The organism is Solimonas terrae (assembly GCF_011067135.1).
Classification (GTDB): Bacteria; Pseudomonadota; Gammaproteobacteria; order Nevskiales; family Nevskiaceae; genus Solimonas; species Solimonas terrae.
In genome coordinates this window covers 298,548-312,956 of record NZ_JAAMOW010000004.1, presented here as the reverse complement: position 1 = coordinate 312,956, position 14,409 = coordinate 298,548, and the positions used below count along the sequence as shown (strand labels likewise).

At 66.7% G+C, this 14,409-nt stretch carries 16 protein-coding genes; 6 read left to right on the top strand and 10 right to left on the bottom strand.

Annotated elements, in window-relative coordinates; all coding sequences use genetic code 11:
- Window position 1: 1 nt before the first annotated feature.
- The 3 genes from G7Y85_RS09645 to G7Y85_RS09635 all read right to left on the bottom strand — a co-directional run bounded on the left by G7Y85_RS09645 (window position 2) and on the right by G7Y85_RS09635 (window position 2,209).
- Complete coding sequence (locus tag G7Y85_RS09645) at window positions 2-406, bottom strand: CBS domain-containing protein (RefSeq protein ID WP_166255547.1); 405 nt, start codon at window positions 404-406, stop codon at window positions 2-4.
- Window positions 407-527: 121 nt separating this feature from the next.
- Entirely contained in the window at window positions 528-1,280 is a 753-nt protein-coding gene (locus G7Y85_RS09640) for a M48 family metallopeptidase (protein WP_166255544.1), read from the bottom strand.
- Between the two features lie 128 nt (window positions 1,281-1,408).
- Window positions 1,409-2,209 carry a ParB/RepB/Spo0J family partition protein gene (locus tag G7Y85_RS09635; protein ID WP_166255541.1) on the bottom strand — a complete coding sequence of 267 codons (801 nt, stop codon included), beginning with the start codon at window positions 2,207-2,209 and terminating at the stop codon, window positions 1,409-1,411.
- Window positions 2,210-2,310: 101 nt separating this feature from the next.
- Between G7Y85_RS09635 and folE the strand changes: the two genes are divergently transcribed.
- Window positions 2,311-2,889, top strand: coding sequence for a GTP cyclohydrolase I FolE (folE, locus tag G7Y85_RS09630; protein WP_366514939.1), 579 nt, complete (start codon window positions 2,311-2,313; stop codon window positions 2,887-2,889).
- Window positions 2,890-2,964: 75 nt separating this feature from the next.
- A complete protein-coding gene (locus G7Y85_RS09625) occupies window positions 2,965-3,948 on the top strand; it encodes an acyl-ACP desaturase (RefSeq protein ID WP_166255534.1) in 984 nt (327 codons plus the stop codon).
- Window positions 3,949-4,079: 131 nt separating this feature from the next.
- Here G7Y85_RS09625 and G7Y85_RS09620 read toward each other — a convergent pair whose 3' ends face one another.
- Both G7Y85_RS09620 and G7Y85_RS09615 read right to left on the bottom strand, forming a co-directional pair.
- Window positions 4,080-6,689: a hypothetical protein gene (locus tag G7Y85_RS09620; protein ID WP_241696095.1), complete on the bottom strand. Its 2,610-nt coding sequence runs from the start codon at window positions 6,687-6,689 to the stop codon at window positions 4,080-4,082.
- 179 nt (window positions 6,690-6,868) lie between these two features.
- Window positions 6,869-7,576 carry a hypothetical protein gene (locus tag G7Y85_RS09615; RefSeq protein ID WP_166255531.1) on the bottom strand — a complete coding sequence of 236 codons (708 nt, stop codon included), beginning with the start codon at window positions 7,574-7,576 and terminating at the stop codon, window positions 6,869-6,871.
- A 191-nt stretch (window positions 7,577-7,767) separates the two neighbouring features.
- Between G7Y85_RS09615 and G7Y85_RS09610 the strand changes: the two genes are divergently transcribed.
- The 3 genes from G7Y85_RS09610 (at window position 7,768) to arsC (ending at window position 9,349) form a co-directional block, all read left to right on the top strand.
- Window positions 7,768-8,556: a glutathione S-transferase family protein gene (locus G7Y85_RS09610; RefSeq protein ID WP_166255528.1), complete on the top strand. Its 789-nt coding sequence runs from the start codon at window positions 7,768-7,770 to the stop codon at window positions 8,554-8,556.
- An 85-nt stretch (window positions 8,557-8,641) separates the two neighbouring features.
- Window positions 8,642-8,905 carry a hypothetical protein gene (locus G7Y85_RS09605; protein ID WP_166255525.1) on the top strand — a complete coding sequence of 88 codons (264 nt, stop codon included), beginning with the start codon at window positions 8,642-8,644 and terminating at the stop codon, window positions 8,903-8,905.
- Between the two features lie 90 nt (window positions 8,906-8,995).
- Window positions 8,996-9,349, top strand: a complete 354-nt coding sequence (gene arsC / locus G7Y85_RS09600; protein ID WP_166255522.1) for an arsenate reductase (glutaredoxin) — start codon at window positions 8,996-8,998, stop codon at window positions 9,347-9,349.
- On the opposite strand, the gene G7Y85_RS09595 is transcribed toward arsC, so the two are convergent.
- From G7Y85_RS09595 to G7Y85_RS09575, 5 genes are all read right to left on the bottom strand, one after another.
- Window positions 9,333-9,851: a DUF2062 domain-containing protein gene (locus tag G7Y85_RS09595; RefSeq protein ID WP_166255519.1), complete on the bottom strand. Its 519-nt coding sequence runs from the start codon at window positions 9,849-9,851 to the stop codon at window positions 9,333-9,335. The two genes, arsC and G7Y85_RS09595, sit on opposite strands and share 17 nt — an antisense overlap.
- Window positions 9,848-10,180, bottom strand: a complete 333-nt coding sequence (locus G7Y85_RS09590; RefSeq protein ID WP_166255516.1) for a DUF1475 family protein — start codon at window positions 10,178-10,180, stop codon at window positions 9,848-9,850. Before G7Y85_RS09590 ends, G7Y85_RS09595 begins: the two co-directional genes overlap by 4 nt.
- A gap of 50 nt (window positions 10,181-10,230) precedes the next feature.
- Entirely contained in the window at window positions 10,231-11,313 is a 1,083-nt protein-coding gene (locus G7Y85_RS09585; RefSeq protein WP_166255512.1) for an AraC family transcriptional regulator, read from the bottom strand.
- Between the two features lie 230 nt (window positions 11,314-11,543).
- Window positions 11,544-13,217, bottom strand: a complete 1,674-nt coding sequence (locus tag G7Y85_RS09580) for a Na+/H+ antiporter (RefSeq protein WP_166255509.1) — start codon at window positions 13,215-13,217, stop codon at window positions 11,544-11,546.
- An 80-nt stretch (window positions 13,218-13,297) separates the two neighbouring features.
- Window positions 13,298-13,837: a PH domain-containing protein gene (locus G7Y85_RS09575; protein ID WP_166255506.1), complete on the bottom strand. Its 540-nt coding sequence runs from the start codon at window positions 13,835-13,837 to the stop codon at window positions 13,298-13,300.
- Between the two features lie 98 nt (window positions 13,838-13,935).
- Here G7Y85_RS09575 and G7Y85_RS09570 point away from each other — a divergent pair, with 98 nt between their 5' ends.
- On the top strand, window positions 13,936-14,391 hold the full coding sequence (locus tag G7Y85_RS09570) for a metallophosphoesterase family protein (protein WP_166255503.1): 456 nt from the start codon (window positions 13,936-13,938) through the stop codon (window positions 14,389-14,391).
- Window positions 14,392-14,409 lie beyond the last annotated feature (18 nt).

Here is a 14,409-nt window from a genome sequence, read left to right as displayed (position 1 = left end):
GTCAGCAGCAGTGGCTGATCGCGCGCAACACGTCGGAGCGCGAGATCTGACCGACCAGCTTGCCGTCGTCGACGACCGGATAACGCCGGAAGTGGCTGTTGTTGATGAACAGCCCCGCGAGGTGGGTCAGGCTCGTGTCGGAGCTGACCGTTTCGACCGTGGTACTCATGTACTGGCTGATCGGCCCGGCCACGCAAGTGTCCTGCGCGGCGACCATCGCGATCTGCAGGCAATCGCGCTCCGAGAGCATGCCGACCAGCTTGCCGCTGGCGTCAACTACGGGCGCCCCCGAGTGGCCGCTCTTGACCAGCTGGTGCACCGCGTTCATCACTTCCATTTCCGGCGTGAACGTCATCAGCCTGGAGCTCATGTAATCACGAACACAGACTTTTTCCAGCGTGGCCATATCGCTCTCCTCGACCGCCGTGCGCTTCTGCCGGTGGACGATACCGGCTGCTTGACGACCGCTCAAGCCTACGCTGATTTATGTGTCAGGCGCTGCGCGAAAATGCCGCGACATTGTCGACTCAGTCACGCATCAGCCAGCCGTGCAGCTGGTGCCCGCGGTCGCGCAGCCAGCGTTTGTGCTGCTCGAAATCCGGCATCTGCCGCTCGACCAGCGCCCAGAAACGGGACGAATGGTCCATGTGCATCAGATGACAGAGCTCGTGCACCGCGACGTAGCGGAACACCTCGACCGGCGCCATCACCAGCCGCCACGACAGGCAGATCACGGCGCCCGGATTGCAGCTGCCCCACTGCGTCTGAGGGTCATTGATGCGCAGCTCGCGGTAGACGACACCGAGCGGCGCAGCGGCAGCGTCCAGATGCGTGCGCGCATCGAGCCGGGCCTTATGGATCAGCGCCTGACGCAGGGCGACATCGAGTTTCGCGGTCTGCCCGTCCGCCGGCGCCGCCAGCACGACGACGCGATCCGTTTCGAAGCGCACCGCCGCCCGCCGCAGCCGCGCCGCTTCGAGTCTCAGCGGCAGCTCGCGGCCGCGCAGCAGCAGCCGGTCGCTGCCGTCCCAGCGCAGGCGGGCCGGCGCCGGATGCGCCGAGCTCTGCAGCGCCAGCTCCAGCAGCTTGCTGCGCACCCAGGCTTCGCGCGTACGGAAGAACGCCACGGCCTCGGCGCGCGCCACCCAGCGCGGATAGATCAGCGACACGCTGCGATCGGGCCGCACTTCGATGCGGATGTTGCGGGCCTTGGCGCTGACCCGCTCGGTCAGCGTGTAGTCCTCGCGGAACAGCTCGATCTGGCGATCCGTCTCGTTCATGGCGCGGCGGCTGCGACCAAAAAGTGGCCGTGACGCTCGACAGGCGCTTCAGGGCGGACTATCGGCATCTTCATGCGCCATCTATCCACAGGCTTGTCCCCGGATTCTGGGAATAAGTCAGTCGCATGTCAGTGCGCGACATACCCGATCTTCGCGAGCACGCCGTCGAGCTCGTCCAGCGAGTGGAACTTGACGCGCAGCTCGCCCTTGCCGGCCTTGTCGGCTGTCACGATCACCGGGCACGCGAGATGGTCGGACAGATCGCGCTCCAGCACCTGCCAGTCGGTCGGCTTGCCCGGCCGGAACACGACCAGCTTGTCGCGCGTGGCCGCGATGCGCTGTTCGAGGCCGCGCACCGTCAGCTTGTGACGGATGATCTCGTCGGCCCAGCCGAGCTGCTGCTCGAACGGCACGCCGGCCAGCACCTTGGCGTGGCCGAGCAGGATGTGTCCTTCGTTGACCAGCTTGGCGACATCGGGCACCAGATTGAGCAGGCGCAGATAGTTGGTGACGTACTCGCGCGACTTGCCGATGCGCTCGCCGATCGCCGCGTGCTTGAGATCGAACAGTTCGCCGAGCCGCTTCAGGCCGGCAGCGGTTTCCATCGGCGTCAGCGATTCGCGCTGCAGGTTTTCGATCAGGCCGAGCACGAAGGCTTCGGTATCGGACAGATCGTCGCGAATGATTGCCGGCATCTCGTGCAGGCCGGCCTGCTGCGCCGCGCGCCAGCGACGTTCGCCGGCGAGCAGCTCGTAACCCCAGACCCGCGTGCGCAGGACGATCGGCTGCACGACGCCGGACTCGCGAATGCTCTCGGCCAGCTCGCGCAAGGCGTCCGCGTCGAAGTGCCGGCGCGCCTGCTGGCTGCCGGGGCGGATCAGGTCGATCGGGACATCACGGATTTCGCCGCTGGGGCGCTTGCGACTCATGCCGGCATTTTAATCCCTGCCGCTGTACCGCCGCGGAATTTTTACGTCTCCGTGACCATCCTGCGGCCGGCGCACGTCGGCCGCGCGGCGCATGAGATAATGTGCGGGGAGAACAACGAGAAGACGGACAGACCATGGAAGAGCATTTCCGCGCGATCATCGAGTCGATCGGCGAAAACCCGGAGCGCGAAGGCCTGCTGCGCACGCCGCTGCGCGCGGCCAAGGCGATGGAATTCCTGACCCAGGGTTACGAGCAGGACGTCGAGGAGATCGTCAACGGCGCGGTGTTCGAATCGAGCAACGACGAGATGGTGATCGTCCGCAACATCGAGCTGTATTCGCTGTGCGAGCACCACCTGCTGCCGTTCATCGGCAAGGCGCATGTCGCCTACCTGCCGTCCGGCAAGGTCATCGGCCTGTCGAAGATTCCGCGCATCGTCGACATGTTCGCGCGCCGTCTGCAGATCCAGGAAAACCTGACGCAGCAGATCGGCACCTGCATCCAGACCGTGACCGGCGCGCACGGCGTCGGTGTCGTCATCGAAGCGCAGCATTTGTGCGCGATGATGCGCGGCGTGCAGAAGCAGAATTCGACGATGGTCACTTCGGTGATGCTCGGCCGCTTCCGTGAAGATCACCGCACCCGCGAGGAGTTCCTCACCCTTGCGCATCGCGGGTAAGACGGATTTCCTATACTCTGGATTTCGTGGGCCTCTGGCCGGTAGCAGCGGTCATCCGACCGCGGAGTCATGACGATGTCTGGTGTAGCGCGCAGCGCGCAGTTCGGTCTCGCCGATCGCATCGAAGTTCTCGCTTCGATCGAAGATGCCGTGATTCAGCAGATGACGCTTCATGTCGAGAAGCGGCGCCTCTGGTTTCCCAACGACCTGATGCCGGCGGACGCCGATCTGGATGCCGCCGCCGATGGTGAACTCGCGCGCATCCGCGATGCCGCGCGCGGCCTGCCGGACACGGTTCGCGTCGCCGTCGCGCTGAACCTGCTGACCGAGGAAGGCCTGCCGCATTTCCATCGCCTGATCGCGACCCATCTCGGCAACAGCGGACCGTGGCGCGACTGGAACAATCTGTGGACGGCCGAAGAAGATCGTCACGGCTGCGCGCTGCGTGACTACGTGCGCGATGCCCGCCTGTTCGACATGGGTGCGCTCGAAGCACTGCAGTACCGCTACATCGAGGCCGGTTTCAATCCGGAGTGGGAAAGCGACCCGTATCGTCTGCTTGCGTACACCTCGCTGCAGGAAAAGGCCACGCAGTTCTCGCATGCCAATACCGGCCGCCTGTGCGCCAGCGTCGAGCCGATGGCGCAGAAGGTGCTCGCGCATCTGGCCGGCGACGAATCGCGCCACTATCAGTTCTACCGTGCGGTGTTCGGCGCGATCCTCGATCGCGATCCCAACCACGCGCTGGTCTCGCTGCTCAAGGTGACGCTGAACTTCGCGATGCCGGGCGCCGCGATCGCCGGCTACGACGAAATGAGCGAAGTCGTGCGTCGTGCCGGCATCTTCTGCGCACGCCAGTACCAGGAGATCGTCGAGGAGCTGCTGGCCTTCTGGAAGATCGGCGCCATGAGCGGCCTGTCCGCGGCTGGCCGTCAGGCCCAGGAAAAGCTGATGAAAGTGCCGGCGCGTCTGGCCCGCATGGCGGATTTCCAGGATGCCAAGAGCGCGGTCCGCGATTTCAGCTTCGACTTCATCTATGGCCGCACCCTGCGCGCCTGAGGCGTCGGTCGCACGCGCAGAAACCCGAAGCGCGCTTTCCCGAAGGAAGTTCTCGACAAGCATGTCATCGCGACTCCTGCCTCCCCTGTCGCAAGACGATGGGGGAGCGGGAGTTTCATTTTGATGGCGCCCTAAGGCTGACCCGGACCGGCCGGCGCAGCGGCGGCTGATTCGGTCTCTGGCGCTGTCGGCGTCGGCGTCGGCGTCGGCGTCGGCGTCGGCGTCGGCGTCGGCGTCGGCGATGCACTTTGCAGTGTGCTGTCGGCGACCGGAAGCGCCGCGCCCGGTGTCGCGCCGCCGGCTGCGGCGGCGGGTGGCGGCAGGTCCTGCACATCGAGCGACACCGGATTGATCACGCCCGGCTCGTCGCGCAGTTTCACGTACAGCTGACCGTCGCTCGGATGCGGCACCGGCAGGCTGGCGCCGGGAAAACCGTCGGACACGCGCACGGCCTGGTCGAACTGCGGCGTGCCCGATACCGAATCGAGCAGGAACAGATCGGCGCCGGACAGCACGCAAGCCAGTTTCGGATCGGCCGGACACTTGAGCGTGCGCAGCACCGGCAGGCGCACCAGCGTCGCCAGGGGCTGCCAGTCGCCGGCGACATCATTGACCACGGCGCGGAATTTCAGCGGCCCGAACGCGGAGAAGCCGAAGGCCTTCGCCGGTTCGATGGTCGCCAGCGCAACCTTGGAATTCTCGAGCTTGATGCCGCCATTGCCGATGCTCAGCGTCGTCGAGAACGACTCGTCGGCGGTCGCCACTTCGATCGTCTGCTGCGGCGTGAAGCGCGTCGGTGTCTGCGCGCGCATCGAGAAGGTCAGGCGCGCGTCCTGCGGCAACTCGTCGGCGTCGCCGAGCTGGATGTTGCCGCTGGCGCTGTCCGGCGACAGCCGCACACTCTTGCTGATCAGACCGACGCTCGGCCGCGGCAGATCGATGACCGCCTTGAGCTTGACCACGCGACCGTCCTTCAGCGTGACCTTCGCGCTGGCGCCGCTGTCCGGCTTCAGCTGCGCGGCGGCCTGCGTGTCGGCCGCGTTCATCACCAGCTGATCGTTGCCGCCCTGCGTGGTCAGCGCGCCCGGCTGGAATACGAGATCACCGATCGCGAGGCTCGCCACTTCGTCGAGGCGGCTGCCGCCGAGCACGCCCTGCGCATCGCCGGCATGAATCGTGAAGCCGTCGAGGCGCCCCGGATTCGAGAACACCTGTATCGGAATCAGGTGCGGCTTGTTCGAGCCGTACTGGTCGATCATCAGGCTCATCGTGCCGGGCTGCGCGTCCTGCAGCGGCAGCTTCACTTCAACCAATCCCGGCTTCAGCGGCTTCCACTCGGCCTTCAGCTCCTTGCCGTCCGGATCGCGCAACATGATGTTGTCGACACAGCTGACGCTGTCGGTCTGCAGATGCACGGTATCCGGGCGACCGACGATCAGCGCGTCCTGATCGCCCTCGGCGAGTGCCCAGTCATTGGTGTGCGCATTGGTCAGCTCGAACCCCGGACCGCTGTAGGGCTCGAAGCCCCAGTAGCCCTGCAGGGACGCGCGAATCGTGTCGCCGAGATCGGCCGACTGCAGGCGCGCGGTGTTGACGACATAACCACCCTGCGCCGCATCGGCGTGCGCCGGCAGACGGATGGTCTTGCCGTCCTTGCCACTGACACTGAGCGTGATGTCATGCGCGTAGTCGGTCGAGAACGCCAGCGGCGCGCCTTCCACCGGCAGCACCAGATCGTCGCGGCTTGCGCAGTAGATGTCGGTCGGATCGACCGCGTGCAGCGGCGGCAGACGCGGCTTCTCGACGGCCGGCAGTGCGACCACCATCACCGACTTCGGGTTGTAGAACGACGGCGGCGTGTTCAGCGTCAGCGCCAGCTTGTTGCCGTGATGCGAGGACAGTGCCGGAATGTACTGATACTGCGCGGTGCTGAACGAATCGAAGATGCGGACGATGTCGAGCACCGATGCGATGTACGGGCTGTACACGCCGTAGCCGAGCTCCGGCGTGACGCTGGCCGACATCACCAGATCGGCCGCCGGACCGGAGGTCAGCGTCTCGGCGATCGACATGCTGTGGCCGTCGTTGAGGATCAGCGAATCCTGATTCTGCGTCAGGCACGCCGCCTGCAGCTGCGGAATCTTGTCGAGGCATTTTTCGTCGACCTTGATCGCGAGACTGCGCGCGAGCAGCGGCGCGACCACTTTCAGCTGCGCCGGGTCGCCGTAGTCGAGCACGTGCACGGCCGACAGATAACGATCGAGCCGCGAGCGATCGAGCGTCGCCTGATTCAGATCCTGCGTCGCGCGCACGAACGCGCCCGGCCGCCCCTGCACGGAACTGACGATGCCGTCGAAATCGCCATTGGTTTCCGGCGCCAGAAACACCAGCACCTGCTGCGCGCCCTTGGGCACCGTCACGCTCAGGCCATCGCGCGCGCACGCCCCCGTCCAGGTCTTGCACGGAGAGAACCAGCTCTTCGGCGGCGGATTGGTCGGCCCGCTGAGAAAGGCCGCGACCATCAGGTAATGCGCGGACTGCGAAGCCGGGAATTCCGGCTTGATCCAGATGCGATCGCCTTCCGCGAGATTCGGCACTTCCGAGGCCGGCAGGATCGTCTTGCCGCGCGTGATGACCACATCCATCGTCGGCCCGGCCAGGTCGAACGGGGCGGGCGCGGCGGCAGCCGCCACGGTACTCGACAGCGACAGCAGCAACAGCGGAAGGACGCGAAGACTCATGGCCATGGTTTTCAACACGTAGCGATCACTCGAAAAAGCCCGCACCTGCATTTCCCTGCCCGCTCACGGAAAGCACTCCGGACGGGCACTGCCGGCGGCGACACAGCGCATAGACCGGTCAACTTCAGCACAGCTTCGATGAACGCCGACCGACAAAGTTCATCGAGCGGGCATCGTCGCTACCGATAGCGGCCGACGATGCCATCCCAGCTTTTCCCGGCCGCCACCAGCAGCGCCGCGAAGGCCTGGCGTTCGGCCTCCAGGCGTTTGCCGTCGAGCGTCGCGTCCGAACCCCAGGCATCGGCCAGACCGCCGACGCTCGCATCCGCCTGCGTCGCACCGTAGGTGAAGCCGGTTCGCACATCGACGAACGCGAGCGAGGCCGTCGAGCTGACCGCTGCATCGGCATCCGGCTTGTCGCCCAGCGCGATCTTGCTGGCCGGATCGCGATCATGGCCATCGATGCGGAAGCGGGTCGCGACCGTGAACACCATCAAGACGTCCGCCTGCATCTTCGCCGCGGCGAAACGCAGATCGGCGAGCGACTCGAAGCTCGCCGGCAGCAGCGATGCGTCGAACACCGCCACCGACGCCACCTGCGGCCAGTGCGCGACCGTCTGCAATTGCGGCGGCGTCATCAGTTCCGGCGGTGCAATGACACTGAAGCGCCCCTTGCCGTAACCGTTCGCCGACAGCGAGCGGTAGTCGGCCGCCTGCACCCGCACCGCGACCATACTGAGCGGAAACTGCGGCGACGGCTGCTGCGCGGTATCGGCGACATCGCCGCCACCGATCTGCGCCAGCAACGCCGGCCCACCCGGCGTCATGTAGCTGGCGCAGCCCGCACTGCCGAAGACCACGGCGAAAATGGCAATGAGATGACGCAAGGGCAAGCTCCGGATCGGCTCGGCCGCAAAGTCTAGCGTCGAAGACCGACAGCGGGATGAACGGCGGCTTGCTTGCGGGGCGGTCGCGTGCCGCGTCTAATCAGGCCTGCACCCTCGCGCACCATTTCGCCGAACCCGCCGAGCCTCCTCGGCCGGCGCCGGGGACACGGTGACATTCACAGGCCCGCTACATGAAGAACCGCAATGCCGAGGTCGCACGCTTCATCACGATCCCGCTGAGTCACTACTGCGAGAAGGCGCGCTGGGCGCTCGACCGCGCGGCGCTGCCCTACCGCGAGGAGCCGCACATTCCGCTGCTGCATCGTCTTTCGACGAAGCGAAGCGGCGGCGGCACGGTGCCGGTGCTGATTCACGCGGGCCGGTGCTTCGTCGAATCCACCGCGATCCTCGTGCTGGCCGACAACTTCAGCGGCGGCGCACTGTATCCGCAGGACGCGGGGCAACGGCATCAGGTGGAGTCGCTGGTTGCGCGCTTCGACAGGGAACTCGGCCCGCACACGCGGCGCTGGGCCTATGCGCAACTGCTGTCCGATACCGCGCTGCTGCGACGAATCTGGGCGACCCGCGCGCCGCGCGCCGAGACCCTGCTGCTGCCGGTGATCGTGCCGCTGGCGCGCCGGCTGGTTCGCGCCGGCTATCGGGTGACACCGGAAAGCGGGCAACGGTCGATCGAGCGCGTGCACGGGATTTTCCGCGAGGTGGAAGAGCGCCTGCGCGACGGTCGCCGCTATCTGGTCGGCGATCGCTTCAGCGCGGCCGATCTCGGCTTTGCGGCGCTGGCCGCTCCGGTGCTGTTCCCGGCCGGCTGCCGCGCGGTGCTTCCGGCGCTCGACGAAGTGCCGGCGGCCGTGCGCGAAGAAGTGCTGCGTCTGCGCGACACGGACGCGGGACGCTTTGCATTGCGGCTTTATCTTCAGGAGCGGGACACGCCGGCGGCGGCGCGCTCCGCTACGGCTTGAGGCCGCGCACGATCATCTGCAGTTCATGCCGCGGCGCTGCGGCACGCGACCTGTCGGTCTCGATGCCGCGCACAGCGAGGGACCGATGCGCTATCTGATTGCGCTGGTGGTGCCACTGTTCGTGCAGTTCTATGCGCTGCTGCTCGTCTTCGATGCATCGCGCGGCGGCGGCTCGTTCATGGGCCTCTTGGCGATTCCGGTGGCGGCGATCGCCGTGCCGGTGCTGGCGATTTCCGGATTCCTCGGTGCGCGCGGGACGCTGCCCCTGAGCCGTGTCGCCCTGATGAGCTTCGCGATCGCGCTGCTACCGCCAATCGTGCTGCTGGTCTTGCGCCTGCTGGAGTCCTGAGGCGCGCGGTGGCCGTTCCCGGTCGCCGCGGATTTGTCGTGGCCCGCCGCAGTTCGCGACAATCGCCGCAGGCCCCGCGATGCGAAGACAATGAAAGACTGCATCCTGCATAACCCGCGCTGCAGCAAGAGCCGCGAAACCCTGAAGCTGCTGCACGAGCGCGGCGTTGAATTGCCGATCGTCGAATATCTGCAACAGCCCCTGTCGAAATCCGAACTGCGCAAACTCTGCGAGCTGCTCGGCGTCAAACCGCTGGCGATCGTGCGGACCAGGGAAGAGCTGTTCGGCGAACTCGGCCTGGCGCGGGACAACGGCTACAGCGACGCGCAATGGCTGGACGTGCTCGCCAGTCACCCGAAGCTGATGGAACGCCCGATCGTGGTCCTTCACGGCCGCGCGGCGATCGGCCGGCCGCCGGAAAACGTGCTCAGCCTGCTGGCCTGAGACCGACGCGCCGCGCAAGACCGCGCAGCACGGGGCGCAGCGCGAAATACAGCAGCGCTGCCACGAACGGTGCGATCAGCAGCCACACCGCGACGCCGCAGAGCGCGGTCATGCCGTAGTCGGCGACGAACTGCAGCGGCCCGGCCTTGAAGCGGACGATCAGCTCGCCGATCGAGAAGATCGGCAGATGCGGCCGACGGAACAGGGTTTCGCCGGCACGGTAGAACGGCAGCAGCAGGATCAGCTGCAGCGGATAGAACAGATAGTTGGCGAGCTGGATCAGCGGCTGGTTGAGGCGCAGCCGCAAGGCGACCAGCGCGCAGATCAGCGTCGTCGCGCCGAGGATCGGAAACACACTGATGACGCTGGCCAGCGCCAGAGTCAGGGCGATGCGCTCCGGCGTGATGCCCTGCTTGAGCTGGGCAACGATCGGATCGACACACCAGCGCCGCCAGAGCGACGGTCTGGCTGTCGGGGCGAACGCGCTGCCGGCGTCGCTCATGGCCGGCGCAACAGCAGGTCCGCGGGCCTGGCGTCAGGCGGCAGGCGCCAGAGCTGGATCAGCATGTACGTGGCGATCGCGATATTGCCGAGGCCGAAGATCAGGATCAGCCAGATCCCGCGCGCAAGGTTCGAGCGCTCCTTGTAGGCCACCCACAGCCAGATCGTGAAGAACGCGAGATAGGTGTCGACCAGCGTCGCAATGAACCAGGGATGCGTGGCGACCGCACGCGGGGTTTGCCACATCGGCAGCTGCAGGCTGGCCCAGCCGGTCGCGGACAGGATCGCCAGCAGGGCGAGGGTGAAAACGAGCTTGAGCCGGGAGGTCATGGCAATTTCCGAAACGAACAGGGACTGGACGACAGTACGGCGCAAGACGCTTATCGGACGCGCTGGCGGCGCCGCACGCGCCGCGCCGGCCGGCCGCCGGCGGCTGCGAACTGACGCTTGCGGTAAACGCCGGGCGAAAGCTGCGTCCAGCGCCGGAATGCGTTGTGAAAGGTGCTCTGCTCGGTGTAGCCGAGCAGGAACGCGATCTGCGTCAGCGACACCTGCGGATCGCGCAGCAGATTCTCGGCGGTGTGGCGGCGCACCTCGTCGAGCACGCGCTGATACGACTGCCCGAACGCTTCGAGGCGGCGCTGCAGCGTGCGCGGCGTCAGCGCCAGCGCACCGGCCGAATCGGCGAGTGCGACACGGCCATTGGCGAGATTGCGGCTCAGCACGGTCTTCAGGCTGCGCAACAGTTCCGGTTCGCCGGCCAGACGCTGCAGCATCGACTGTGCGCGTGCCTCGACCTGGCGGCGCAGATCGTCGTCGGCATGGGCCACCGGCAGATGCATGTAGGTGGTCGGAAAGACCATCTTGCTGTCGGGCTGCCCGAATTTCAGGGCCCCGCCGAAGACCTGCTCGTAGGCACTGACATCGACCGGCCGCGGAAAATGCAGATGCGCGTCGTAGCGCAGACCGGGGCGGTCAGACAGCCAGCGCATGAACATGGCGCGCGCGCCGAGCATGAACTGCGCAACGCTGGGCGCCGCCGGCGTGTCGTATGGCCAGCGCCAAAGAAAATGCACGCGATCGCCCTTGATGATCGCCTCGGGCTGACCGATCTGGCCGAGCAGGCGGATGTACCGTCCGAGCTGCGCCGCAACCTCGCCGAGGGTTTCGCAATTCATCAGCACATGGCCGAGTACGCCGAGATGGCGGACGTGCAGGCTGGCGCCGGCCTTCAGCGGCAGCGACGGGTCCTTGCAGTGCGCGATCGCCAGCTCGAACATCGCGATCCACTCGGCGAGCGGAATTTCCTCGTGCCCGCGGCCGGCGTCGAGCTGCGCGACGCGCGCCGGGCCGTACAGCCGATCCGGATCGACGCCGCGCGTGCGCAGATAGTCGAGCAGGCCGCGCGCGTACAGCGAGCTGATCACGCCACCCGGCGGCAGGGCTTTTCTGTCGGTCGTCACGATGTCGTCATTTCTCAATCAAACGGCGGCATCCGTCAAGGCGCGAGACGCACTCCCCGGGCAGCGGTTCGCGACGCCGCATGGCGGCTTGCCGGGCGCCACCGGGTCGGCCCGTTTCGCCGCATTGCAACGCCTCCCGTCGCTCGTCTCGACCACGTACACCTCGCTTCTCGTTCCCGGCACTGCGGCAAAACGGGCTCGGCCACGGCGACGCCTCTGGGCTGACGGCCCTAGTGGCTGCCGCCGTGGCCGCCGGCGCGGATATGCAAGGCCGATTCGCGCATGTCGATCTCGTACAGCAGCGCGTTCATCACGGTGTCGTTGATGTCGTCTTCGCGATGCATGCGCATGATCTCGTCGCGCTCGGCACCGATGCCGATCAGACGCAGCTCGGTTTCCGCCGCGCTGCGCTGCGCCACGCTCTGCACCGTGTTCTGTTCCTCTCGCAATCCCTTGATGCGCAGTTCGTAGTTGTCGATCAGCCGACCGGCCGCGTCGGCGACCGGCGAGATCTCGTCGGCATCGCGGTCGCGGCGCTGCGCACGCTTCGCCGCCTCGGCGACCGCGGCGATCGCGGCTTCGCAGGCACGCAAGCGCGCGATCTTCTCTTCTTCGGTTTCCGGGTCTTCGTCGACTGCCATGCCACGCAGCAGCAGAGGCAGACCGACGGCTGCGGCCAGCAGCGACATCATGATCACCGTGGTCGCAAGGAAGATCATCAGATTGCGCTCGGGGAACGCGACACCGCTTTCCAGCGCAAACGGCACCGACAGCACACCGGCCAGCGTGATCGCACCGCGCACGCCGGCGAAGGCGGTCGCCCACAGCAGGCGGCTGCGCGGCATGGGGCGCGTCGCGTCGCCGCGCCAGCTCGCATAGAAGCGCGTGACGTGCAGCAGCAGCCAGACCCAGACCAGGCGCACGACGATCAACGCCGCGACGATCACCAGCGCGTAACCGAGCAGGCGCCCTGCGCCCAGCAGGCCGGCGCTCTTCCAGGCTTCGTCCAGTGCCTTGCCGATGATGTCCGGCAGCTGCAGCCCGAGCAGCACGAAGATCACGCCGTTGAGCACGTACTCGATCATCGACCAGATGTGTGTCGAGGCGATGCGCGCTTGTGCGCCGGGGTCCATCGCCGCACTCTTCAGATTCAGCGCCATGCCCGCCGCGACCGCGGCGAGAATGCCGGACACGCCGATTTCCTCAGCCGCCAGATAGGCGGCGAACGGCAGCAGCAGGATCATCGCGATCGACCCCTGCGCCTCGACTTCGGTCCAGCCGGACAACCACTTCTGGAACACGCCGAGCGCCCAGCCGAGCAACGCGCCGACGCCGAGGCCGCCGGCCGCGACGAACACGAAGGCCAGCGACGCATCCGACAGTGAAAATGCGCCGGTGGTAGCGGCGGCGATCGCGAACTTGAACGTGGTCAGGCCGGAAGCGTCGTTCATCATCGCCTCGCCTTCGAGCACGTACATCAGCTGCTTGGGAATGCCGCTGCGGCCCGCCAGTGCGCGCACCGCAACGGCGTCGGTCGGCGACAGCACCGCCGCCAACGCGAACGAAGCGGCGAGCGGCAGCGAAGGAATCAGCCAGTGCAGCAGATAGCCGACCGCCACCACCGTGAACAGCACCAGTCCGAGCGCCAGCCCCAGAATGCGCTCGCGCAGGCGGAAGAACTCGCGCTTCGGCGTGCGCCAGCCGTCGGCGAACAGCAGGGGCGGGATGAACAGCAGCAGGAACAGCTTCGGCTCCAGATCGACGTGCAGACCGAAGCTCGGCACGCTGATCGCCGCGCCCAGCGCGATCTGCGTCAGCGGCAGCGGCAGACGCGCGACACGCACCAGCACCGCGGAGACCGCGACGCACAGCAGCAACGCGAGGACGAGGATGGCGGCGCTCATGGCATGGACGGGCGACAGGAATCAGGCGGCGACGGTAGTGACACGCGCAGGGTCGGTTGCCGAATCGGTGCGGGCATCGCTCAGCGCGGCTCGCGCCGCAGCAAATCGATGACGGTATCGAGCCGCTGCGCGATACCCTGCAGCGCCAGCAACGTCGCATCGGGTCCGCGGCCGGCATCTGCTTCGGCATGGGTCTCGCGCAGACGGCGCCGGGCCACGAGAATGCGGTTGCGGAAATCCTGTGCATCGATGATGCCGATCAGGCGCATGTCGTTGGCCTGCCCCTGCCGCTGACCGGCCGTCTCGAACCTGAGGACGGCCAGGTCGAAACGCTTGAGTATCGGCCCTTCGACGAAGGTGACGTCCTGAATGTTCTCGATCGGGATCGTCTTTTCCACCGTCAGCAGAATACCCTTGCGGAAGCGCAGTGTGCGGGCATCGAGCTCGCACTCGAGCCGCTCGAAGTAATGCCGGGCCCACCATTGCCCGACGCCGCAAAGCCAGATCAGCGCGAACGGCAGACCAACGATCGTCAATGCCAGGGTGCCACCGATACTCAGCACCAGGTAGGGACGGATCAGCGGATTGAAACGGGCATGGACGGGGGCATCGACGGTCATCGCGGAGTTCCGGGCCGAAACAAGGTTCCGACTCTAGCCGATACGCCGCAAGGCCCGCGGCCCTTGCGCGCGAGGGCCTGAGGAACGATCGTGTCGCGATGAACATCGGCATCATTTCCGACACCCACGGCCTGCTGCGGCCGCAGGCGCTGACGGCCTTGCAGGGCAGTGAACTGATCGTCCACGCCGGCGACATCGGCGCACCGGCCGTGCTCGACGCGCTGCGTGAACTGGCGCCGCTGGTGGCGATCCGCGGCAACAACGACAGCGACGCCTGGGCGCAGGACCTGCCGGACGAACTCGATTTCGAAGCCGGCGGCCGGCAGCTGCATTTGCTGCACGATCGCAAGACCCTGCGCCTCGATCCGCAACGCAACGGCATCGCAGCCGTCATCAGCGGCCACTCGCACAAGCCCGGTATCGAGACGCGCGACGGCGTGTTGTATCTCAATCCGGGCAGCGCCGGCCCGCGCCGCTTCAGTCTGCCGGTGACGATCGCCCGCCTGCGGATCGACGGTGAATCGCTCGCCGCCGAAATCGTCGAACTGATGTAAAACCCCGCATCGCCGCTC